General features: G+C 72.4%; 23 protein-coding genes. 13 read left to right on the top strand and 10 right to left on the bottom strand.

Features of this window, described 5'->3' with window-relative positions; all coding sequences use genetic code 11:
- Positions 1-49: 49 nt before the first annotated feature.
- Positions 50-463, bottom strand: a complete 414-nt coding sequence (locus ACIPFH_RS32245) for a VOC family protein (protein WP_356262163.1) — start codon at positions 461-463, stop codon at positions 50-52.
- A gap of 269 nt (positions 464-732) precedes the next feature.
- Between ACIPFH_RS32245 and ACIPFH_RS32240 the strand changes: the two genes are divergently transcribed.
- The 3 genes from ACIPFH_RS32240 to ACIPFH_RS32230 all read left to right on the top strand — a co-directional run bounded on the left by ACIPFH_RS32240 (position 733) and on the right by ACIPFH_RS32230 (position 3912).
- Positions 733-2331: an ABC-F family ATP-binding cassette domain-containing protein gene (locus ACIPFH_RS32240; protein WP_142269662.1), complete on the top strand. Its 1599-nt coding sequence runs from the start codon at positions 733-735 to the stop codon at positions 2329-2331.
- 408 nt (positions 2332-2739) lie between these two features.
- Complete coding sequence (locus tag ACIPFH_RS32235; protein WP_004002281.1) at positions 2740-2961, top strand: helix-turn-helix domain-containing protein; 222 nt, start codon at positions 2740-2742, stop codon at positions 2959-2961.
- A gap of 147 nt (positions 2962-3108) precedes the next feature.
- Positions 3109-3912, top strand: coding sequence for an enoyl-CoA hydratase/isomerase family protein (locus ACIPFH_RS32230; protein ID WP_401832033.1), 804 nt, complete (start codon positions 3109-3111; stop codon positions 3910-3912).
- A gap of 21 nt (positions 3913-3933) precedes the next feature.
- On the opposite strand, the gene ACIPFH_RS32225 is transcribed toward ACIPFH_RS32230, so the two are convergent.
- The gene (locus ACIPFH_RS32225; RefSeq protein WP_401832030.1) at positions 3934-4647 is read right to left on the bottom strand and encodes a nucleopolyhedrovirus P10 family protein; all 714 of its coding nucleotides are present in this window, start codon (positions 4645-4647) and stop codon (positions 3934-3936) included.
- Positions 4648-4743: 96 nt separating this feature from the next.
- On the opposite strand from ACIPFH_RS32225, the gene ACIPFH_RS32220 reads away from it, so the two are divergent.
- The 5 genes from ACIPFH_RS32220 to amaP are packed head-to-tail and all read left to right on the top strand — an operon-like array spanning position 4744 to position 7045.
- Complete coding sequence (locus ACIPFH_RS32220) at positions 4744-5229, top strand: Asp23/Gls24 family envelope stress response protein (protein ID WP_401832028.1); 486 nt, start codon at positions 4744-4746, stop codon at positions 5227-5229.
- A gap of 43 nt (positions 5230-5272) precedes the next feature.
- Positions 5273-5458, top strand: coding sequence for a hypothetical protein (locus ACIPFH_RS32215; protein WP_356262149.1), 186 nt, complete (start codon positions 5273-5275; stop codon positions 5456-5458).
- Entirely contained in the window at positions 5455-5838 is a 384-nt protein-coding gene (locus ACIPFH_RS32210) for an Asp23/Gls24 family envelope stress response protein (RefSeq protein ID WP_401832026.1), read from the top strand. Before ACIPFH_RS32215 ends, ACIPFH_RS32210 begins: the two co-directional genes overlap by 4 nt.
- Positions 5835-6461 (top strand): DUF6286 domain-containing protein, encoded by a 627-nt coding sequence (locus ACIPFH_RS32205; protein WP_401832024.1) that lies wholly within the window; start codon positions 5835-5837, stop codon positions 6459-6461. Before ACIPFH_RS32210 ends, ACIPFH_RS32205 begins: the two co-directional genes overlap by 4 nt.
- Before the next feature lie 5 nt (positions 6462-6466).
- Positions 6467-7045, top strand: a complete 579-nt coding sequence (gene amaP / locus ACIPFH_RS32200) for an alkaline shock response membrane anchor protein AmaP (protein WP_401832022.1) — start codon at positions 6467-6469, stop codon at positions 7043-7045.
- A 432-nt stretch (positions 7046-7477) separates the two neighbouring features.
- Here amaP and ACIPFH_RS32195 read toward each other — a convergent pair whose 3' ends face one another.
- The 5 genes from ACIPFH_RS32195 to ACIPFH_RS32175 are packed head-to-tail and all read right to left on the bottom strand — an operon-like array spanning position 7478 to position 12521.
- Positions 7478-8233 (bottom strand): SDR family oxidoreductase, encoded by a 756-nt coding sequence (locus ACIPFH_RS32195; RefSeq protein ID WP_401832020.1) that lies wholly within the window; start codon positions 8231-8233, stop codon positions 7478-7480.
- A gap of 5 nt (positions 8234-8238) precedes the next feature.
- On the bottom strand, positions 8239-10026 hold the full coding sequence (locus ACIPFH_RS32190) for a glycoside hydrolase family 15 protein (RefSeq protein ID WP_401832017.1): 1788 nt from the start codon (positions 10024-10026) through the stop codon (positions 8239-8241).
- A gap of 34 nt (positions 10027-10060) precedes the next feature.
- On the bottom strand, positions 10061-10390 hold the full coding sequence (locus ACIPFH_RS32185; protein ID WP_401832015.1) for a hypothetical protein: 330 nt from the start codon (positions 10388-10390) through the stop codon (positions 10061-10063).
- Positions 10387-10968: a SigE family RNA polymerase sigma factor gene (locus ACIPFH_RS32180; protein WP_401832014.1), complete on the bottom strand. Its 582-nt coding sequence runs from the start codon at positions 10966-10968 to the stop codon at positions 10387-10389. The genes ACIPFH_RS32185 and ACIPFH_RS32180 overlap by 4 nt, the downstream gene beginning before the upstream one ends.
- Positions 10965-12521: a sodium:solute symporter gene (locus ACIPFH_RS32175; protein WP_401832012.1), complete on the bottom strand. Its 1557-nt coding sequence runs from the start codon at positions 12519-12521 to the stop codon at positions 10965-10967. The genes ACIPFH_RS32180 and ACIPFH_RS32175 overlap by 4 nt, the downstream gene beginning before the upstream one ends.
- Before the next feature lie 216 nt (positions 12522-12737).
- Between ACIPFH_RS32175 and ACIPFH_RS32170 the strand changes: the two genes are divergently transcribed.
- Entirely contained in the window at positions 12738-14903 is a 2166-nt protein-coding gene (locus tag ACIPFH_RS32170; RefSeq protein WP_401832010.1) for a carbon starvation CstA family protein, read from the top strand.
- 371 nt (positions 14904-15274) lie between these two features.
- Positions 15275-15526, top strand: a complete 252-nt coding sequence (locus tag ACIPFH_RS32165; protein WP_401832008.1) for a YbdD/YjiX family protein — start codon at positions 15275-15277, stop codon at positions 15524-15526.
- Positions 15527-15849: 323 nt separating this feature from the next.
- Here the strand turns inward: ACIPFH_RS32165 and ACIPFH_RS32160 are convergent, their stop codons facing one another.
- The 3 genes from ACIPFH_RS32160 to ACIPFH_RS32150 all read right to left on the bottom strand — a co-directional run bounded on the left by ACIPFH_RS32160 (position 15850) and on the right by ACIPFH_RS32150 (position 18049).
- Positions 15850-16641, bottom strand: coding sequence for an SURF1 family protein (locus ACIPFH_RS32160; protein ID WP_401832007.1), 792 nt, complete (start codon positions 16639-16641; stop codon positions 15850-15852).
- Between the two features lie 92 nt (positions 16642-16733).
- Positions 16734-16967 (bottom strand): hypothetical protein, encoded by a 234-nt coding sequence (locus tag ACIPFH_RS32155; protein ID WP_078615750.1) that lies wholly within the window; start codon positions 16965-16967, stop codon positions 16734-16736.
- 80 nt (positions 16968-17047) lie between these two features.
- Positions 17048-18049, bottom strand: a complete 1002-nt coding sequence (locus ACIPFH_RS32150; protein ID WP_401832003.1) for a DEDDh family exonuclease — start codon at positions 18047-18049, stop codon at positions 17048-17050.
- A gap of 318 nt (positions 18050-18367) precedes the next feature.
- Here ACIPFH_RS32150 and ACIPFH_RS32145 point away from each other — a divergent pair, with 318 nt between their 5' ends.
- From ACIPFH_RS32145 to ACIPFH_RS32135, 3 genes are all read left to right on the top strand, one after another.
- Complete coding sequence (locus ACIPFH_RS32145) at positions 18368-19075, top strand: VIT family protein (protein ID WP_356250480.1); 708 nt, start codon at positions 18368-18370, stop codon at positions 19073-19075.
- Positions 19076-19424: 349 nt separating this feature from the next.
- A complete protein-coding gene (locus tag ACIPFH_RS32140; protein WP_401832000.1) occupies positions 19425-20318 on the top strand; it encodes a sterol desaturase family protein in 894 nt (297 codons plus the stop codon).
- Positions 20315-21031 carry a lysoplasmalogenase gene (locus ACIPFH_RS32135; RefSeq protein ID WP_401831998.1) on the top strand — a complete coding sequence of 239 codons (717 nt, stop codon included), beginning with the start codon at positions 20315-20317 and terminating at the stop codon, positions 21029-21031. The genes ACIPFH_RS32140 and ACIPFH_RS32135 overlap by 4 nt, the downstream gene beginning before the upstream one ends.
- Positions 21032-21038 lie beyond the last annotated feature (7 nt).

Here is a 21038-nt window from a genome sequence, read left to right as displayed (position 1 = left end):
CCTCGTCGAGGAGTTCCGAGAGGGCTTCGCCCCGGCTCCCGGGGGGGTCTCAGCCCTGTATCTCGGGCGCGTACGTGCCGAAGCTCCAGAGGTTGCCCTCGAGGTCCCTGGCCATGTAGTCCCGGGAGCCGTAGTCCTGGTCCGTCGGGGGCATCAGGATCTCCGCGCCGTGTTCCACGGCCCGCCGGTGGTGTGCGTCCACGTCGTCCACCACGACGTACACCCCGGCCGGGCCCGCGTCCTTCATCGCCGTGTCGAAGACACCGCCGCGGCCCTTGGAGCCGAGCATCACCACGCCGTTTCCCTGCGCCAGTTCGGCGTGCATGACCGAGCCGTCCTCGCCCTCGTACACGGACAGCTCCGTGAATCCCAGGGCCTCCGTGAGCTGCCGGATCGCCGCCTTCGCGTCGGCGTACAACACCGTCGGGCAGATGCCGGGCCGCGCGCTGTTCGTGCCTGCCATACGGATCACTCCCTTGTGACCGACTGTGATCGATGCCGGATTCGTCCCTCGCCGCCCAGTCTGGCACCCGCCACTGACAACGCCCCGGAACGGAAATCCGACGGAGGGACGGAAAGCGGGCGCACGGAAAGATCGAACACCTGGACCCAGAAAAAGTGCTTGCACGATCCCGTTAGACTGGCCCCCATGGCCATTCTCCTCGCGCATTAGACGGCGGGAACGTCCTCAGCCGCCCATCCCGCCAACGACCTTCGCACTGGAGTCTGTCCGTGATCTCCGCCTCCGGCATCGAGCTGCGCGCCGGTGCCCGCATCCTCATCGAGAACGCCTCCTTCCGTGTGGCCAAGGGCGACCGCATCGGTCTGGTCGGGCGCAACGGCGCCGGCAAGACCACGCTGACCAAGGTCCTGGCCGGCGAGGGCATCCCGGCCGCCGGCCAGGTCACCCGCTCCGGCGAGGTCGGCTACCTCCCGCAGGACCCCCGCACCGGCGACCTCGACGTGCTGGCCCGCGACCGCATCCTCTCCGCGCGCGGCCTGGACATCCTGATCCGCAAGATGCGCGAGAACGAACAGCGGATCGCGAACGGCTCGGGCGCGACCCGCGACAAGGCGATGCGCCAGTACGAGCGCCAGGAGACGGAGTTCCTCACCAAGGGCGGCTACTCCGCCGAGGCCGAGGCCGCCACCATCGCCGCCGCGCTCAACCTGCCCGACCGCGTGCTCGGCCAGCCCCTGCACACGCTCTCCGGCGGTCAGCGGCGCCGGGTCGAGCTGGCCCGCATCCTGTTCTCCGACGCGGACACGCTGCTCCTCGACGAGCCGACGAACCACCTCGACGCCGACTCGATCGTCTGGCTGCGCGACTACCTCAAGACCTACCGCGGCGGCTTCATCGTCATCAGCCACGACGTCGACCTGGTCGAGACGGTCGTCAACAAGGTGTTCTACCTGGACGCCAACCGCTCCCAGATCGACGTCTACAACATGGGCTGGCGGCTCTACCAGCAGCAGCGCGAGTCCGACGAGAAGCGCCGCAAGCGGGAGCGGCAGAACGCCGAGAAGAAGGCCGCCGCACTGCATTCGCAGGCCGACAAGATGCGCGCCAAGGCCACCAAGACGGTCGCCGCGCAGAACATGGCCCGCCGTGCCGACAAGCTGCTCTCCGGCCTGGAGGCGGTCCGCCAGTCCGACAAGGTCGCCAAGCTCCGCTTCCCCGAGCCCGCGCCCTGCGGCAAGACGCCCCTGATGGCCGAGGGACTGTCGAAGTCCTACGGCTCGCTGGAGATCTTCACGGACGTCGACCTGGCCATCGACAAGGGCTCGCGCGTCGTCATCCTCGGGCTGAACGGCGCCGGCAAGACGACCCTGCTGCGTCTGCTGGGCGGGGCGGAGAAGCCCGACACCGGCGAGGTCGTCGCCGGTCACGGCCTCAAGCTCGGCTACTACGCGCAGGAGCACGAGACCCTCGACCCGGAGCGTACGGTCCTGGAGAACATGCGGTCCGCCGCCCCCGACCTGGATCTGGTCGAGGTCCGCAAGACGCTCGGCTCGTTCCTGTTCTCCGGCGACGACGTCGACAAGCCCGCCGGCGTGCTCTCCGGCGGCGAGAAGACCCGACTGGCCCTCGCCACCCTGGTGGTCTCCTCGGCCAACGTGCTGCTGCTCGACGAGCCCACCAACAACCTCGACCCGGCCAGCCGCGAGGAGATCCTCGGCGCGCTGCGCACCTACAAGGGCGCGGTCGTCCTCGTCACCCACGACGAGGGCGCCGTGGAGGCGCTCCAGCCCGAGCGGATCATCCTGCTGCCCGACGGCGTCGAGGACCTCTGGGGCGCCGACTACGCGGATCTGGTCGCGCTGGCCTGACGGTCACCGCCCACCGACCGCACGTCCACCGCGAGATCCACCCGGTGATCCGCCACGCGCTTCTTCGCGTGATCCACGGTGTTGGATCATTCGTCTGGATCATTCGGCCCACCGGTGATCCATCATCTGTGTGAGATCTCCTCGTATCGAGGTGTGTCGTACATCGATTTCACGGCCGATCCCTTTGTCGACAAGGGATCGGCCGTCGCGCGTCTCTGACCTGCCACTTCGCGCGACAACCCGTTCGGCCCCACGAACAGCGCCGTGTGGAATCACAGATTCCGTTTGTGGGGACGCGCTCCTGTCGTCAAAAGCCTGTGGCACGGACCTTGCCGAATGGGTGGCCATCGCGCCCCGGAGGGGTGATCATGAGGATGACCAGAGCGCACTTCCCATGAGGAGGCACGGGTGGCCGAGACTCTGAAGAAGGGCAGCCGGGTGACCGGCGCCGCGCGCGACAAGCTCGCGGCAGACCTGAAGAAGAAGTACGACTCCGGTGCGAGCATCCGGGCGCTGGCCGAGGAAACCGGTCGCTCGTATGGCTTTGTCCACCGGATGCTCAGCGAGTCGGGCGTCACGCTGCGTGGGCGTGGCGGGGCGACCCGAGGCAAGAAGGCCGCCTCGTCCTGATTCGGGGCGGCGCACCGCCTTCGGTGACCACCCGGCCGGTCTGCTCCCGGGCCCTGAAAGGGGCCCGGGGGGACTCCGGACCGGCAGGGTGGTTACTGTGCAGTCACTTAGCCGACGCTAGCTGACCGCACCCCTCGGAGGCGCCTCATGGCCACGCCCGACCAGGAACTCGTTCCCCTGCTCGACAAGGACGGCGTACGGCTCACCGTCGACGACGCGTTCGCCACGGTGACGCTGGCCAACCCGGCCAAGCGCAATGCGCAGAGCCCCGCGATGTGGCGGGCGCTCGCCGAGGCCGGACGGCTGGTGCCGGGCTCCGTCCGCGTGGTCGTGCTGCGCGGCGAGGGCAAGTCCTTCTCCGCGGGGCTCGACCGGCAGATGTTCACGCCCGAGGGGATCGAGGGCGAGCCGTCCTTCATCGATCTCGCGCGCAGCGGCGACGCCGAACTCGACGCCGCGATCGCCGGGTTCCAGGAGGGCTTCACCTGGTGGCGGCGCAACGACGTCGTGTCCATCGCCGCCGTCCAGGGCCACGCCATCGGCGCCGGCTTCCAGCTCGCTCTCGCCTGTGACCTTCGCGTCGTCGCCGACGACGTGCAGTTCGCCATGCGGGAGACCAGCCTCGGCCTGGTACCGGACCTGACGGGCACGCATCCCCTCGTCTCGCTGGTCGGTTACGGCCGCGCGGCCGAGATCTGCCTGACCGGCCGCTTCGTGCATGCCGAGGAAGCGGTGAGCTCCGGGCTCGCCAACCTCGCCGTGCCCGCGCAGGACCTCGACAAGGCGGCTCATGAGCTGGCCGCGGCGATCCTGGCCGCGCCCCGCGAGGCCGTCATCGAGACCAAGGCACTGCTGCGCGGCGCCGGAGACCGTACCTACGACGAGCAACGCGCCGCCGAGCGTGCCGCCCAGGGCCGTCGCCTGCGGGACATCGCCGGCGTCGGCGAATAGCGGCCGCCCTCGCGGGCCCGGTCACTCCACCGCCGTGACCAGTACGCTCACCGTCGGGTGATCCCGCAGCGCCTCCGACACCACCCTGCGCACCTCCCGGGCCACCTCCAGGGCCCGGTGGTTCGCACTCACCGCGATCTCCACGCGTGCGTGGCGGTGCGGCAGGGCGGTCGCGTGCTGTCGTTCCTCGATGCGTACCGCCCTGCCGACGAGATCGGTCAACCGGGTCACCCCCGGCACGGACAGAGCGGCGACGGTCGCGCGTGCCTCGTCGCCGTGCTGTGCCGTGCCGACGGGCGGTGGCCCGGGGGCAGGCCGTACCGCCTCCGGTGCCGGATCCTCGTCCAGCAGAGCCGTCACGCGGAGATCCACCTCCGACACCACCAGGCCGAGGCGCTCCGCCGCGGCCGCGGCCAGCGCCGTGCGCAGCCGGGACGCCGTCGTCGGCAGCGGTTCCGAAGAGGACGCGGCGAGGTCCGCCGTCACCCGCAGCGGCCCGGGTGGCAGGGCGCTCGGCGGGAGCGGCACGGCGGGCTCGTACACCCCCGTCGGATCGGCCACTGCGATCCGGAGCGCCTCCAGCCGCACGCCCTCCACGCCCCGCACCGCCCGCCGCAGCACCGCCTCGGCCGCGGCCTCCGCGATCCACGCGCCGTCCCGTGGCCCGCCCAGGGGGAGCAGCCTGCCGAGGCCCAGCTGATGCCGTACCGCGCTCGTCCATCCGTCCGACGTCATTGCTCCAGCCTGCCGCATCCCCGGGGCGCACCGGCGCAACCGCGCTTACCGTGGTCAGAGAGACCAGGAACGAACCGGACGTAAGGACGTACGGCGATGACCGAGGCAACGGAGCAGCAGCACCGGACGCAGATTCCCGACGGCGGCGCCGAGCCACTGGGGACCCGCAAGGCGACCAGGCGCGGCGGCGGGGACCCGTCGACCCGGGGACGGACCACCATCGCCGACGGGGTCGTGGAGAAGATCGCCGGCCTCGCGGCGCGGGACGTCCTGGGCGTCCACACGATGGGCAGCGGGTTGAGCCGCACCTTCGGCGCCGTACGGGACCGGGTGCCCGGCGGCTCGAAGTCGGTGACCAGGGGCGTGAAGGCCGAGGTCGGCGAGGTGCAGACCGCGCTCGACCTGGAGATCGTCGTCGACTACGGCGTGGCCATCGCCGACGTGGCCCAGGCCGTGCGGGAGAACGTGATCGCGGCCGTGGAACGGATGACGGGACTGGAGGTCGTCGAGGTCAACATCGCCGTGAGCGACGTCAAGCTGCCCGACGAAGAGGACGAGGAGCCGGAGCCCCGGATCCAGTGACACGCAGACGGCCGGGTGACCGGACCGCCGAGGGGAGAGCACCTTGAGCATGGCCGTGGCCGGCATGATCGCCGGCATGGCACTGGGCTTCGCCGGATACTTCGGCGGGTTCGGGGCCTTCCTGCTGGTGGCGGCACTGGGCGCCATCGGGTTCGTCGTCGGCCGGTTCCTCGAGGGGGACCTGGAACTCGGCGACTTCTTCCGTACCCGTGACGACCGGCGCCGGTGACCTCCGTGGACGAGGGGAGCGTCGCCGTCGGCGGCCGCCCGTCCGTCGTTCCCCCGGGCGAACGCGGCGCGACCCGCATCGCCGACCGGGTCGTGGCGAAGATCGCCGCCCAGGCCGCGCGCGAGGCGGTGGGCCCGCTGCCGGCCGACGCGGCGGGCCCGCACGCCACCGTCGTCGTCCACCATGAGGCCGCGCACGTCCGGGTCCACCTCGAACTCGACTACCCGACCGATATCGGCGGACGCTGTCATCGGGTGCGTCGGCATGTCACCGAGCGGGTAGGCGCGTTGGTGGGAATGGAGGTCCCGGAGGTCGCCGTCGACGTGGAGCGGCTGCACCTGACCACGGCCTCCGGCGTGGCACACGGGAGGACGCGATGAGCGAGCCCGGAGGCTTGCAGGGCACACTGCCCGTTCTGGAGAAACCCACGCGGGACGACGGCCCCGGCGCGGCGGCCCCCGCCGACCACCGCTTCTGGTCGACGCGTCGCGTCCCGGCGGCTGTCGTGGCGGCGTTGCTGCTGGTCGTCGCGGGCGCCTTCCTCTACGACGTGGCCGCCGTCCGCGCCCACCGGTCCGCCATGGCCTGGCGGAGCGGACTGGCCCGGCAGCTCGCCGAGCGCCCCCTCGACGACGTCTGGGTACTGGTCGGCGCCGGGGCCGCGGCGGCCCTCGGCCTGTGGCTGATCCTCCTGGCCGCCACCCCGGGCCTCAGGGACCTGCTGCCGATGCGCCGCACCCACCCGGACGTCCGGGCGAACCTCCACCGGGACGCGGCCGCCCTGGTACTGCGCGACCGGGCCATGGAGGTCGCCGGCGTGCAGTCGGTACGGGTACGCGCGGGCCGCCGGAAGGCGGACGTCCGCGCGCTCTCCCACTTCCGCGACCTGGACGACGTGCACGCCGACCTGGACGCCGTCCTCACCGACGCGGTCCGTGGCCTCGGCCTGGTCCGGCCGCTCACCCTGTCGGTCCACGTACGGCGACCCGGGAAGAAGGGGTGAGGACGATGCTCGCCACCGTGAACCGCGTGCTTCTCGGGGTCGTCGGCCTGGTGCTGCTCGCCGTCGGCGGCGCGGTGCTGGCCGTGGGCCTCGGCGCCTCGGCGCCGTCCTGGTGGCTCCACGACGGGCCGCACGACAGCCTGCTCACCACCGCCGAACGCACCCGCTGGCGCGGCGAGGCCTGGTGGTGGCCGACGGTGATCGCGGTCCTGGCCCTCCTCGTGCTGCTGGCCCTGTGGTGGCTGGCGGCGGTCCTGCGCCGCCGCCGACTCGGCGAACTCCTGGTCGACACGGGCGACGGCGCGGGGGCGCTGCTGCGGGGCCGCGCCCTGGAGGGCGTACTCACCGGTGAGGCGGGGCGGCTGGACGGCGTCGCCCACGCCCACGTGGCGCTGACCGGCAGCAGGGAGGCGCCCGCGGCGCGGGTCCGGCTGCAGCTCGAGCCCCACGTGGACCCGGCGACGACGCTGGACCACCTGACGGAACAGGCCCTGACCCACGCGCGCGATTCGGCGGCGCTGAGGACGCTCCCGGCGGAGGTACGGATGCGAGGCGTCAAGCACAAGGCCGAAAGGGTCAGTTGAGCTGCCCCCGGAGCGCGGGGGCCGCGCCGGACCGCGCCCCGGCCGCAGTGCGGCCGTGCGGCCGGACCGCGCCCCGGCCGCACGGCCGCGACCGGCCCCCGAGCCCCGCACCCACGAAACCGGCCGGAACCCGCGCCGCGCCGCCGCCGAACCGGTCCGGCCTCCCGGCCCGGCAGCGGATGTCGCACCCGTTCGGCCCTCCCGCGCAGCCCGGCAGTGGACGTGGCACCCGTTCGGCCCTCCCGTGCGGCCCGGCAGCGGACGTCGCACCCGTCAGGTCCGACCCCCCGGGCCGGCAGCGGACGTCGCACCCGTCAGGTCCGACCCCCCGGGCCGGCAGCGGACGTCGCACCCGTCAGGTCCGACCCCCCAGGCCGGCAGCGGACGTCGCACCCGTCCGGCACTCCTGCCCGGCGCCTGACGTCGGACCCGTCAGAAGCCGTGTCGCATTCCGCCGTCGACCGGGACCATGAGGCCCGTCAGATAGGAGGCCGCCGGCGACAGCAGGAACGCGGCCGTCCGGCCGAACTCGGCCGGGGTGCCGTAGCGCCGCAGCGGGATCCGGGACTCGTTCGCGGCCCGGGTCGCCTCCGGGTCGGCCGACAGCCCGTCCAGCTCCCGCACGCGGTCGGTGTCGATGCGGGCCGGCAGCAGGCCCACGACCCGGATCCCCCTCGGCCCCAACTCGTCGGAGAGCGACTTCGCGAACCCGGCCAGTCCCGGCCGCAGGCCGTTGGAGATCGTCAGCCCGGGGATCGGTTCGTGCACCGACCCCGACAGCACGAACCCGATGACCCCGCCCGCCTCCAGCTCGGCGGCAGCCGCCCGCGCCAGCCGGACCGCCCCGAGGAAAACCGACTCGAACGCGGTCTGCCACTGCTCGTCCGTGTTGTCCGCGACGAACCCGGGCGGCGGACCGCCCACGCTCACCAGCACCCCGTCGAACCCGCCGAAGGCATCGCGCGCCGCCGCGATCAGCCGCGCCGCCGCCCCGGGGTCGGCGTTGTCCACGGCGACACCGACGGCGTTCGGCCCCAGTTCGGCCGCGGCGTCGGCGACGCTCTTGTCGCTCCGCCCGGTGAGGACGACCTTCGCGCCGTCCGCGACGAGCTCGTGCGCGGCGGCGTTGCCGAGGCCGCGGGTGGCCCCGGTGACGACGTACACCCGGTCCTTCAGTCCAAGATCCATGCCCTCTATCCTGCCTCCTCGTCCCCGAACAGGGCGAGGGCGGTGTTCACCAGGCCGATGTGACTGAACGCCTGCGGGAAGTTTCCGAGGTGGCGGCCGGTCGTCGGGTCGTACTCCTCCGCCAGCAGCCCCACGTCGTTGGCCAGGCCCACCAGCCGTTCGAACAGCTTCCGGGCCTCCTTCCCGCGGCCCGTCATGTGCAGCGCGTCCGCGAGCCAGAACGAACAGGCCAGGAAGGTGCCCTCGTCGCCCGGCAGGCCGTCGACGGTCGCGCCTTCCGTGCTGTAGCGGCGCAGCAGACCGCCGTGGCCGAGTTCCTCGCGGACCGCGTCGACGGTCCCGACCACGCGCGGGTCGTCCGGCGGCAGGAAGCCGACGCGCGGGATCAGCAGCAGCGAGGCGTCCAGGTCGCGCGAGCCGTAGTACTGGGTGAACGTGTTGCGCACCGGGTCGTAGCCCTTCTCGCACACCTCGCGGTGCACCTCGTCGCGCATCGCCCGCCAGCCCTCCAGGTCGCCGCGCAGCTTGGGATACTCCTCCAGCGCGCGCACGGCCCGGTCGGCGGCCACCCACACCATCACCTTGGAGTGCACGAACTGACGCCGGCCGCCGCGCACCTCCCACAGTCCCTCGTCAGCCTGCCGCCAGTTCTCGCAGAGCCACTTCATCAGCGCGCACTGCAACGACCACATGTGCGGCCTGGGCGACATGCCCGCGGTCCGGGCCAGCGACAGCGAGTCCATGACCTCGCCGTAGACGTCCAGTTGAAGCTGGTCCACGGCTCCGTTGCCGATGCGTACGGGCCTGGAGTCCGCGAAGCCGGACAGCCAGGGCAGCTCGCACTCGGGCAGTCGGCGCTCGCCCGCCAGCCCGTACATGATCTGGAGGTCCGCCGGATCACCGGCGACGGCGCGCAGCAGCCAGTTGCGCCAGGCCTCGGCCTCGTCCTCGTAGCCGGCCGCAAGGAGAGCGCCGAGGGTGAGGGTGGAGTCGCGCAGCCAGCAGTAGCGGTAGTCCCAGTTGCGCACGCCGCCCATCTCCTCGGGCAGGGAGGTGGTGAGCGCGGCGGCGATACCGCCGGTGGGCACGTAGGTGAGGGCCTTGAGCGTGATCAGGGAGCGGACGACGGCGTCCCGGTGGGGCCCGTCGTAGCGGCAGCGGGCGGCCCACGCCTGCCAGTCGTCGACGCTGACGCGCAGCGCCTCCCACGGGTCGACGAGCGGCGGGCGCGACTGGTGCGAGGGATGCCAGGTCATGACGAAGGCGACCGACTCCCCCTCCGCGACGGTGAACTGCGAGTGGGTGCCGAAGTCCTCGCCCCAGGTGGGCACGGCCGGCTCGCTGCGGAACCAGACCGCGTCGGGACCGCCGATCGCCACCCGATGACCGTCGGACCGGCGCATCCACGGGATGATCCAGCCGTAGTCGAAGCGCAGCCGCAGCGTGCTGCGGACGGTGACCCGTCCGCGCAGGCCCTCCACGATCCGTACCACGTCGGGGGCCCGGTCGCGTTGGGGCATCAGGTCGGTGACCCGGATCGCGCCCTCGTCGGTCTCCCACTCGGTGTCCAGGACGAGGGTGTCCGGCCGGTAGGCGCGCCGGGTGCAGACGCCCTGCACCCCCTTGGGGGCGATGCGCCAGTGGCCGTTCTCCTCATCGCCGAGCAGGCGCGCGAAGCAGGCTCCGGAGTCGAAGCGAGGCAGGCAGAGCCAGTCGACGGAACCGTCCATGCCGACCAGGGCGGCGGTCTGTTCGTCGCCGATGAGCGCGTAGTTCTCGATGCGGGGGTGCACGCAGTTCCGGGTTCCCGGCGGGCCCTGAGGGCAATCAGGGCTGCGGCCGGGCGAGTGACGTCGGGCTCACCGGTGCGCCGGCGCCCGAGAAGACGACCCCCGGGTCCGACGGCGCCTGGTTCAGCACCCACAGACCGATCAGCGTGGCCAGGGCGAAGACGACGGCGATCAGCACGGCGAGCACCACCCGCCGGCGGCGTTCGCGCCGCAGCCACTCGCCGCGCGCCGTGCGGTAAGCGTCCGGGGCGGGCCGCACCCCGTCGGCCAGCGCCTCCAGGGCCTCGCGCAGCTCACGCCGGGTGCGCTCCTCCGCCGACGGCGGAGGCGGTTCCCGCCGGACACGGTCCGGGCCGGTGTCGTTCATCGCCGGGCCTCCATCGCCTGGGTCAGCGCGGCGAGTCCGCGCGAGGTGTGGGTCTTGACCGACCCGCAGGAGATGCCCATCGCGGCGGCGATCTCACTCTCCTTCAGGCCGAGCCAGTGGCGCAGCACGAGCGCCTCGCGCTGCCGGGCCGGCAACTGCTGGAGGGCGTCGATCAGCACCCGCTGGTCGTCGTGCAGCAGCGCCGTGCTCTCCGCGGAGGCCACCGTCTCGTCCGGCAGCTCCGGCGGGCTCTCCACATGCCGACGGGCGACCTGGAGGTGACGTATCCGCATCCGGGTCAGGTTGCAGACGGTGGACCGCAGATAGGCCTCCGCGGCCTCCACGTCCCGCAGCCGCCGCCACTTGCGGTAGATCTGGTAGTACGCCTCGGCGACCACGTTCTCCGGGTCGTCGGCGCCCAGCAGCACGGCGAGCCGCAGCATCGAGGAGTAGTGCAGCTCGAAGAGCCGGGCCAGGCCGGCCTCGCGTTCCAGCTCGGCCGGATCGCTCACCGCGGGGGCGAGAACCCGCTCCTCGACGAACGGCTCCGGCACGGGTATCGGGGGTCTGCGTCTCACGGGTGGTTCGCTCCCGTCTCGGGGCGCCGCCTGACGGTCAGGCGGGACGGCAGGTCGGTGGTGTCGGCGCCACGCGGGACGCCGAGCCGTTCGAGGGTCGCGGTGCCGGCCACCGCGACGGTCAGGTTGAGCAGCAGGGCCACGATCCCGGCGTAGACCTCCAGCGGGCCGAACCCCAGGGTCACGATGGACGAGAACCCCTCGCGCACCACCAGGAAGGTCCCGGCCGCCATGCCGGCCGCCCATCCGGCGAGCAACGCGCGCGGATGCAGCCGCCCGGTGAACAGCCCGACGGCCACGGCCGGGAAGATCTGGAGGATCCACACCCCGCCCAGCAGCTGGAGATTGACGGCGTCCTGGTCGCGCAGTCCGAACACGAACGCCACCGCCCCCGCCTTCGCGGTCAGCGACACCGCTTTGGCGATCCGCACCTGGCGCTTGGGCGTGGCCGTCGGATGCACGTACTCGACGTACACGTTCCGGACGAAGCTGGTGGCGGCGGCGATCGACATCACGGCGGCCGGGACCAGCGCACCCACGGTGATCGCGGCGAACACCAGCCCGGCGAGCGGAGCGGGCATCAGCCGGTCGACGAGCATCGGCACGGCGGCCTCGGCGCTCCCCTTCGGCGCGCGCACCCCCGCCGCGAGGGCCGCGACGCCGAGGAAGCCGAAGAGGGCGAGCAGTCCCGTCCAGGCGGGCAGCGCCGCGGAGACCTTGCGCAGGGTGCGCGGCCCGTCGGCGGCGAACCCGGCGGTGAGCACGTGCGGGTACATCAGCAGGGCCAGCGCGGAGCCGAGCGCGAGCGTGGCGTACGCGGGTCGCTGCGCGGGGGAGAGGGCCAGCGGGGAGTGGGCGACGTCCGTCCCGCCGAGCCGGTGGGCCGCGCTCTCGAACACCGCTCCCGGACCGCCGAGCTGCCGGAGCACCAGCCAGCACACGGCGGTCAGCGACACGAACACCGCCACCGCCTTCAGCGCCGAGATGACCGCGGGCGCCCGCAAGCCGTGCCGGTACGTCGCCACCGCGAGCCCCGCGAACAGCGCCACCATCACCAGGTCCCCGGCCGCGCCCCGCGGGTACACGCCCCCGGCCGTCAGCACCGCCCGTATCCCGAGCAGTTGCAGCGCGAGATACGGCATCGTCGCCAGGATCCCGGTGAGCGCCACCACCAGGGCCAGCGGCGGCGACCCGTACCGCCCCCGCACGAAGTCGGCGGCGGTCACATAGCCGTTCCTGCGGGCCACGCTCCACAGCCGGCTCAGCAGGACGAAGGCGAGGGGGCAGACGATCACCGTGTAGGGCACCGCGAAGAACGCGGGCGCGCCGTTGCCGTAGGCCAGTCCCGGAACGGCCGTGAAGGTGTAGGCGGTGAAGATCGTGCCGCCGAGCAGCAGCCAGGTCCAGACCGGGCCGAGGCTGCGGTCGGCGAGCGCCCAGCCCTCCAGGGAGGGCAGCCGGTCGCTGGGCCGCAGCCGGCGAGCGGTCACGGCGAGCAGCGACGCCCCGCCGATCACGGCGAGGAACGTCGTGGTCATGGCGCCATCGGCCATGGGTCACCGTCCTTGGTGTGCCTGTGCCCTCACCCGTTGGTTGCGCGGACGGCGGTTTCGGTTGACGGAGAACCGGCGGGAAATCCTCTGGAAATTCGCTGTCAACCGCTCCCGGCGGGTGGGCAACTCTTGCACAGACCGACAGCGAGCGGGAGAGCCGCCCGTCGCTGGTCCCGGTGATTTCCGCAACCTCCGTCATCTCGGCGAGGAGCCGCCATGCCTACGTCAGCCCTGCCCGAAACCGGTCCTCGAACGCCGGAAAAGTCCCGCATCACCCCGAAATCGATCCTGCTGTGGAGCGCGGTCGCGCTGATCGGCGCCGTGGCCTGGGGCGTCCTCGCCCTCGCCCGGGGCGAGCGGGTATCGGCGGTCTGGCTGGTGGTCGCGGCCCTGGGCTCGTACGCCATCGCCTACCGCTTCTACTCCCGCTTCATCGCCCGGCGCGTACTGAAGCCGGACGACCGCCGCGCCACGCCCGCCGAACGCCTCGAGGACGGCGTCGACTTCCAGCCGACCGACCGCCGGGTCCTGCTCGGCCACCACTTCGCCGCGATCGCCGGCGCCGGACCGCTGGTGGGACCGGTGCTCGCGGCCCAGATGGGCTATCTGCCCGGAACCCTGTGGATCGTCGCCGGGGTGATCTTCGCCGGGGCAGTGCAGGACATGGTCGTGCTGTTCCTGTCCATGCGCCGGGACGGCAAGTCGCTGGGACAGATGGCCCGTGACGAGATCGGCCGCGCGGGCGGTGCGGCCGCCCTGGTGGCCGTCTTCGCCATCATGATCATCCTGCTGGGCGTGCTGGCGCTGGTCGTGGTCAACGCCCTCGCCCACTCGCCCTGGGGGACCTTCTCGGTCGCGATGACCGTGCCCATCGCCCTGTTCATGGGCTTCTGGCTGCACCGGATCCGTCCGGGCCGGGTCGTCGAGACGAGCTTCATCGGCGTGGCGCTGCTGCTGCTCGCGATCGTCGGCGGCGGCTGGGTGCAGAACTCCTCGCTGGCCGACGCCTTCACCCTGAGCCCGACGACCCTCGTCTTCTGCCTCATCGGTTACGGCTTCGTCGCGTCCGTCCTTCCGGTGTGGATGCTCCTCGCCCCACGCGACTATCTCTCCACCTTCATGAAGATCGGCACGATCGCGCTGCTGGCGGTCGGGGTGGTCGTCGCCGCGCCCGTGCTCAGGGCGGACGCGGTGACCGACTTCGCGTCGTCGGGAGCGGGCCCGGTCTTCGCCGGCTCCCTGTTCCCCTTCCTCTTCATCACCATCGCGTGCGGCGCGCTGTCCGGCTTCCACGCCCTGGTCTCCTCCGGGACCACCCCCAAGCTGATCCAGAAGGAGTCCCAGGTCCGGCTGATCGGTTACGGCGCGATGCTCATGGAGTCCTTCGTCGCGATCATGGCGCTCATCGCGGCCGCCACCCTGGAGCCCGGCCTCTACTACGCGATGAACGCGCCGGCGGGCCTGCTGGGCACGACGGCCGAGTCGGCGTCCCACGCGGTCGCCGGCCTCGGCTTCACCATCACCCCCGACCAGCTCACCCACGCGGCGAAGGCGGTCGAGGAACAGACCCTGATCGCCCGCTCGGGCGGGGCGCCGACCCTCGCCGTCGGCATGTCGGAGATCTTCTCCGGCATCTTCGGCGGCACCGCGATGAAGGCCTTCTGGTACCACTTCGCCATCATGTTCGAGGCGCTGTTCATCCTGACCACGGTGGACGCGGGCACCCGGGTCGGCCGCTTCATGCTCCAGGACATGCTCGGCAACGTCTTCAAGCCGATCGGCCGCGTCAACTGGAAGCCCGGCATCTGGCTGTGCAGCGGCCTGGTCGTCGCCGCCTGGGGCTACTTCCTGTACTCCGGCGCCACCGACCCGCTCGGCGGAATCAACCAGCTCTTCCCCCTGTTCGGCATCGCGAACCAGCTGCTCGCCGCGATCGCGCTGACCGTCTGCACCACGGTCCTGGTCAAGTCCGGCCGACTGCGCTGGGCCTGGGTCACGGGCGTCCCGCTGGCCTGGGTGGTCGCGATCACCTTCACCGCCGGCTGGCAGAAGATCTTCTCCGACGACCCCAGGATCGGCTTCTTCGCCCAGCGCACGCGGTACGCCGACGCCCTCGACGCCGGCCAGGTGCTGCCGCCCGCCAAGTCGCCGGCCGACATGCACACGGTGGTCACCAACTCCACGGTGGACGGTGTGCTGATCGCCGTGTTCCTGCTGCTGGTCGCGGTGGTGATCGTGAACGCGGCCGTGGTCTGCGCACGGGCCGTTCGGTCCCCGGCTCCCCTGCCGACGACCGAGGCACCCTACGTCGAGTCCGTCATCGACGTACCGGCTGGGCAGCGCGAGCCCTTGGCGGAGGCCCTGGCGGAGACCAGGTCATGAGGGCCACGGCCCACGGGGTGCGGGGCGCCGGAGGGCCACCTGACACTGACGGGGCGCCCGGCGCCGAACGAGTCCGGAGCACCGACGGAGGAGGGGGCACTGCCGGCCCGCGGAGCGGGCGCGGGGCGCGGGGCGCGGACCGGACGCGGGGCGCGCGTGGTGGGTCGGCCGCGCGGGGTGCGTGGGCCGTGCGGGGTGCGTCGGCCCTGCGCGGTGCGTTGGGCCTGGGGGGTGCGTCGGCCGTGCGCGGTGCCTGGGGCTTGAGCGTCGCGTGGGCCGTGGGTCTGGTGCGGGGCTCGAGCGGTGCGTCGGCCGTGCGGGGTGCGTCGGCAGCTTCCGGCATGCCCGACGGCGTGCGCGGTGCGTGGGGCTTGAGCGTCGCGTGGGCCGTGGGTCTGGTGCGGGGCTCGAGCGGTGCGTGGGGCCTGAGCGTCGCGTGGGCCGTGAACCGGGTGCGGGGCGTGCGCTGGTATCTGCGGGAGCTGACCGGGGAGGCGGAGTACGACCGCTATTGCGAACGGCACCGGCGCCACCACCCGCTCGCTCCGACCCCGACCCGGCGCGAGTACCAGGTCCTGCGCAGCCTCCACCGCGAGGAAAACCCGCAGAGCCGCTGCTGCTGAACCGCCGTGCCAGGCGGTGATGCCGGGTGGCCCGGCCGGCCGAGCAGTCGGGGGTCGCCCAGCCGGCGGCCGAGTACCCGGGGGTCGCGCAGTCGGCGGCCGGCCCGCTCACCCACTGGCCTGCCGAGCAGCCGTGGGCCGGTCTGCCCGGCAGCGGGCGCCGGGCCGGCCGAGCAGCCGGATGCCGACGCCGGTATCCGGCCGCTCGGTGAACCCGTCGAGGGGGCGGCGGACGGCGGGCGGCGACGCGTGCCGGACCCGGCCTCGTACTTCGGCGGACGCATCCGTATCCGCGGCTGTGGAGGCGGACGCGGACGCGGACCCTAGACCGTCACAGGCTCCGCCTGCTTCGTCTCCCGGGCCGCCGCCTGGGCCCGGTCGCGGGCCTCGCGGCGGACCAGGATCACCCAGCCGACGGGGACGCCCGCGGAGAACAGCCACCACTGGATGGCGTACGCGTAGTTCAGGGCCGCGTCCTCGCTGCCGGGCGGGCCCAGCAGCTCCGGGCTGTCGCCCTTCGGCTCGGGCGCCGTCTGCGCGATGTAGCCGCCGAGCACCTGGACACCGAGCCGCCGGGCCTCCTGCTCACTGTTGATCAGCATGACCTGGCGGTCCGGCAGTCCCTTGAGGTCCTTGATGCCGCTCGCCGCGGTCGTCTCGTCGGGCATCAGCCGCCCGGTGACGGTGACCCGGCCGCCGGGCGGCGGGGGGACCTCGGGGAACGTGGTCTGACTCGGAGCGTCCGCGGGGATCCAGCCCCGGTTGACCAGCAGCACCCTGCCGTCCGTCAGGACGAACGGGGTGAGGACGTGGAAGCCGACGGTCTCGTCGGCGTTGACCCGGCGCCTGACGACGACTTCGTGCGCCGTGTCGAAGGAGCCGGTGGCGGTGACGCTCCGGTACCGCTCGTCGCGGGTGACGGTGTGCCCCGGGGTGGTCAGCCGCTCCACGGGCACCGCCTTGGCGGTCAGCGCGTCGGTGACAAGCTGGTTGCGCGCGGTGCGCTCTTCGTAGCGATGCATCTGCCAGAAGCCCAGCCTGATCATCGTGGGGATGAGGAGGAGGGAGACCAGCGTGAGGATCACCCACTGCCGGGACAACAGGAAGCGGTACACCCCACGACCGTACAACTCGGTCGTGGGGCGCATTCGCCCGGGTACCGGAAGGAAGCCTTCCGGCCCCGGCCCCCGGAGGCTTCCGGGGCGGCTCACACCTTGTCGACGATGCCCGCCCTGCCCTCCGCGCGGGCGCAGTGCGCGCCGCAGTACCAGTGACCCTCCACCTCGACGCCCTGGCCGATGATCTGCACCCGGCAGTGCTCGCAGATGGGGGCCATGCGGTGGATCGCACAGGAGAAGCAGTCGAAGACATGGATCGCGCCCTGCGCGTGCACTTCGAAGGTCATTCCGTAGTCATTGCCGCAAACTTCGCATCTCGCCATGCGCCACAGGGTGAGCCGTCGTCCCCGCCCGGGCGAGTGGGCGGCGGGCGAGTCGCGCGGCAATCACCCGTACGTACGGGTTACTCGTCGGCGGGCTCCACATCACGCAGGAGTTGCCCGAAGGCGGCCTCGTCGACGACGGGGGTCCCGAACTGCCGCGCCTTCACGACCTTCGACGTGCCCGAGTCGGGGTCGTTGGTGACCAGCAGGCTGGTCAGCCTGGACAGGCTCGTGGCGACGTGCAGTCCCGCCTCGGCGGCGCGGTCCTCCAGCAGTTCGCGCTCGACCGAGGTGTCGCCCGAGAAGGCGACCCGCATGCCCTGCTTGAGCATTTTGCCGTCTTCGTACCGCCCTGGATTGGGATGGGGGCAGGCGGGCCTTTTACGGGACGGCCGCCAACTGCCTGGCCGATAGCTGCCGTAGCCGCCGCCCGGCCCGCTCGCCTGCCGGCCGATCAGGGGCGACGGCCGGTCGGTCCACTCCGTCAGCGGCCGGCACTCGAGCAGTGGCAGCCGGACACCGCCCGCCGCCGCGGCCCGCAGACTCGGCCGGAACGCCTCCGCCAGCACGCGCGCGTCGTCCAGCGCGTGGTGGGCCCGCTGCTGTACGACGCCGAAGTGGGCCGCCAGCGACTCCAGCTTGTGGTTGGGCAGCGGCAGGGCGAGTTCCTTGGAGAGCGCGATGGTGCACAGCCGCTGCCGCACCGGCGCCTCACGCTCGGCGCGCGCGTACTCCCGCGCGATCATCTGCCAGTCGAAGACCGCGTTGTGCGCCACGAGCACCCGGCCGTCGAGCCGGGCGGCGAACTCCTCGGCCACGTCCCGGAAGAGGGGCGCACCCTCGAGGACGTCGCTCGTCAGACCGTGGATCCACACCGGGCCCGGGTCGCGCTCCGGGTTGACCAGCGTGTACCAGTGGTCCTCCACCTCACCGCGCGCGTCCAGCCGGTAGACGGCGGCGGAGATGATCCGGTCGTCCCGGGCCAGGCCGGTGGTCTCCACGTCAACGACCGCGTATCCCTGGGGATACGCGGTCGGCCACTCCGTGGGGGAGGACGCTGTCGTCGTGTGGTCTTCGAGCATGGTCACTGAGGATACGGGCCCCCACCGACACCCCGCCGCACCCGCCCCGAAGAGGGGCGCGCGCGAAGCCCTCCGGACCGTACGGGAGTTCGCGGGGCGCACGCGCGCGTGAGGACGCCCACCGGCCGACGCAGGCCAACTCCGGCCCACCGCAGGGTGTTTCACGCCCTCGTGGTCCCGTCGGCCGGAACGCCGTCCGGTGCCGGGGACCCGCGCGACGCCGGCCCACCGTGAACCGGGCCCCGCCGGCGTTCCTCTCTCCCTCTCCACGAGCGTCGGTACGGGACCCCTGGCTGCCCGGGTGTCATCCTCCGTCCTGTGACGGAACCCACCCACGCCGAGGCCCACGGCTCGCTCGGATCCCGGCTGAACTGGCTTCGCGCCGCGGTCCTCGGCGCGAACGACGGCATCGTCTCCACCGCGGGCCTCGTCGTCGGCGTGGCCGGCGCGACGGACGACCGCTCGGTCCTGCTGACGGCAGGTCTCGCCGGTCTGATCGCCGGGTCGATGTCCATGGCGGCGGGGGAGTACGTGTCCGTGTCGACCCAGCGGGACTCCGAGAAGGCCGCGCTCGCGCTGGAGCGGCGGGAACTGCGCGAGCAGCCGGAGGCCGAGCTGGAGGAGCTGACCGGGCTGCTGGAGGAACGCGGACTGTCCCGGGACGTCGCCAGGGAGGCCGCCGTCCAGCTCACGGAACGGGACGCCCTGAAGGCCCACGCGCGCGTGGAGCTCGGCATCGACCCCGACGACCTCACCAACCCCTGGCACGCGGCCTGGGCGAGCTTCTTCGCCTTCACCGCCGGAGCCCTGCTGCCCCTGCTCGCCATCGTGCTGCCCCCGCCGGACTGGCGCCTCCCGGTGACCGTGGCATCGGTCCTCGCGGCGCTGGCCGGCACGGGATGGAGCAGCGCCCGCCTGGGGGCGGCGGCACCGGGGCGCGCGGTACTGCGCAACGTGGGCGGCGGGGCACTGGCGATGGGGGTGACGTACGCGGTGGGGGCTCTGTTGGGTGCGGCGGGGGTGTGAGGTGCGGGCCCGAGGCGACGACCTGTACCTGCCCGCCCGTCTCGGCGCCGACCAGGTGATCCTTTACCGGGCCGCATCCGGGGAGTCCCGGCCGGGACACGCTCGATCCCCTTCCAGGGGGAGCGAGGGACGAACTCGCCCCACACCACGGGCGGTGCCGGCAGCGGCGCGAGGGCGTGCAGGTCGACGACCGGAGAGGGGGCGGTTAGCGCCGAACATCATGGGGCGAAGTGGCGTCCGCTCTCGGCGCCGGTTGGCGGAGATCGCCAACAAGCAAGCGCATACCGTCGGTAATACTTGTGGGTAACAACGTCTAGCCGCGGCCCACCAGCGGTTCTACGGTGCCAACATGCCGAACCTGCCCGATGTCGTGCTGTGGTCGATACCCGCCTTCGTGCTGCTCACCGTGATCGAGGTGATCAGCGTCCGGCTCCATCCTGACGAGGATGCGGCCGGGTACGGGACGAAGGACGCCGCGACGAGCGTCGGCATGGGACTCGGGAGTCTCGTGTTCGACTTCGTCTGGAAGATCCCGATCGTCGCGATCTACACGGCGATCCACGAGCTGACCCCGCCCCGTGTCCCCGTCCTGTGGTGGACGCTCCCGTTGATGCTGCTCGCGCAGGACTTCTTCTACTACTGGTCCCACCGCGGTCACCACGTCATCCGCGTGCTGTGGGCCTGCCACGTCGTCCATCACTCCAGCGAGAAGTTCAACCTCACCACCGCCCTGCGCCAGCCCTGGACCTCGTTGACCGTCTGGCCGTTCTACGTCCCGCTCGTCGCCCTCGGGGTCCACCCGGCAGCGCTCGCGTTCTGCTCCTCCGCGAACCTCGTCTACCAGTTCTGGATCCACACCGAGCGGATCGACCGGATGCCCCGGTGGTTCGAGTTCGTGTTCAACACGCCCTCCCACCATCGCGTCCACCACGCCTCCCAGGGCGGCTACCTGGACCGCAACTTCGGCGGCATCCTCATCGTCTGGGACCGGCTCTTCGGATCGTTCGTGTCCGAGGTCGACCGGCCCGTCTACGGGTTGACCAAGAACATCAACACGTTCAACCCCATCAAGGTGGCCACCCACGAGTACGTGGCGATCGTCAAGGACGTGAGGGCGGCGAGCGGTTGGCGCGAGCGGACGGGCCGTGTGTTCCGCGGGCCGGGATGGCAACCCGCGTCCGCGCCGGGGGCGCCCGCTCCCGCGACCGCCGCCGCCCCGGTCGAGGAGAGCACGGCCGCGTGACCCGCTCCCGAGTCTCCCGTGTCCTCCTTGGCGCGTTCGCCCTCGCCGCAGCCGTCGACCTGCTCAGCCTCGCGGTCGGATCCGGCGCCGGGCACACGGCGGCCAAACCCCTCCTGATGCCGCTCCTCGCCACCTGGGCGGCCCTGCGCGGCGCGCCCCGGCTTCTCGTCGTGGCCCTCCTGTGCGGCTGGGGCGGCGACATCCTGCTGCTGCTCGACGCCGACCCCGCGTTCCTCGCCGGCATGGCGTCCTTCGCCGTCGGCCACGTCTGCTACCTGACGCTGTTCGCCCGCACCGGTCGGCCGAGCGCGCACGGCGGCCTTCTCGCCCCCTGCTACGCCACCGCCCTGATCGCCACCGTCGCCCTGCTGTGGCCCGACCTCCCCGCGGACCTGCGCCTGCCCGTCGCCGTCTACAGCACCCTGCTCACGGCCATGGCGTACTCCGCCACCACCCGACTGGGCCCGGTCGCGGGCGCGGGCGGCGCGCTGTTCCTGCTCTCCGACACCCTCATCGCCACCGGTGTCGCCGACTGGCCGCAGCCGCCGCGCCCCGACCTGTGGATCATGCTCACCTATATCGCCGCACAGTTCCTGCTGGTCCGTGGCGGAACGCGCATCCGAGGGGGAGGGCCTCCCGGACGGCTGCCGGGCGGGGAGCGAGCAAACCCCTCCCATGGTGACGGCGATCAACTGACGGCCCTCAACAGTTGATGCCCGG

The sequence above is a fragment of the Streptomyces sp. NPDC088157 genome, from assembly GCF_044741545.1.
GTDB lineage: Bacteria > Actinomycetota > Actinomycetes > Streptomycetales > Streptomycetaceae > Streptomyces.
Note: the sequence above shows the minus strand (reverse complement) of the source record. Positions and strands in the feature narration are given on the sequence as shown.

What these genes read in the sequence shown, in the direction of transcription:
- ACIPFH_RS32245 (WP_356262163.1), bottom strand. Translation starts at nt 463, where the DNA reads ATGGCAGGCACGAACAGCGCGCGGCCCGGCATCTGCCCGACGGTGTTG.
- ACIPFH_RS32230 (WP_401832033.1), top strand. Translation starts at nt 3,109, where the DNA reads ATGGCCACGCCCGACCAGGAACTCGTTCCCCTGCTCGACAAGGACGGC.
- ACIPFH_RS32225 (WP_401832030.1), bottom strand. Translation starts at nt 4,647, where the DNA reads ATGACGTCGGACGGATGGACGAGCGCGGTACGGCATCAGCTGGGCCTC.
- ACIPFH_RS32220 (WP_401832028.1), top strand. Translation starts at nt 4,744, where the DNA reads ATGACCGAGGCAACGGAGCAGCAGCACCGGACGCAGATTCCCGACGGC.
- ACIPFH_RS32205 (WP_401832024.1), top strand. Translation starts at nt 5,835, where the DNA reads ATGAGCGAGCCCGGAGGCTTGCAGGGCACACTGCCCGTTCTGGAGAAA.
- amaP (WP_401832022.1), top strand. Translation starts at nt 6,467, where the DNA reads ATGCTCGCCACCGTGAACCGCGTGCTTCTCGGGGTCGTCGGCCTGGTG.
- ACIPFH_RS32195 (WP_401832020.1), bottom strand. Translation starts at nt 8,233, where the DNA reads ATGGATCTTGGACTGAAGGACCGGGTGTACGTCGTCACCGGGGCCACC.
- ACIPFH_RS32185 (WP_401832015.1), bottom strand. Translation starts at nt 10,390, where the DNA reads ATGAACGACACCGGCCCGGACCGTGTCCGGCGGGAACCGCCTCCGCCG.
- ACIPFH_RS32175 (WP_401832012.1), bottom strand. Translation starts at nt 12,521, where the DNA reads ATGGCCGATGGCGCCATGACCACGACGTTCCTCGCCGTGATCGGCGGG.
- ACIPFH_RS32170 (WP_401832010.1), top strand. Translation starts at nt 12,738, where the DNA reads ATGCCTACGTCAGCCCTGCCCGAAACCGGTCCTCGAACGCCGGAAAAG.
- ACIPFH_RS32155 (WP_078615750.1), bottom strand. Translation starts at nt 16,967, where the DNA reads ATGGCGAGATGCGAAGTTTGCGGCAATGACTACGGAATGACCTTCGAA.
- ACIPFH_RS32150 (WP_401832003.1), bottom strand. Translation starts at nt 18,049, where the DNA reads ATGCTCGAAGACCACACGACGACAGCGTCCTCCCCCACGGAGTGGCCG.
- ACIPFH_RS32140 (WP_401832000.1), top strand. Translation starts at nt 19,425, where the DNA reads ATGCCGAACCTGCCCGATGTCGTGCTGTGGTCGATACCCGCCTTCGTG.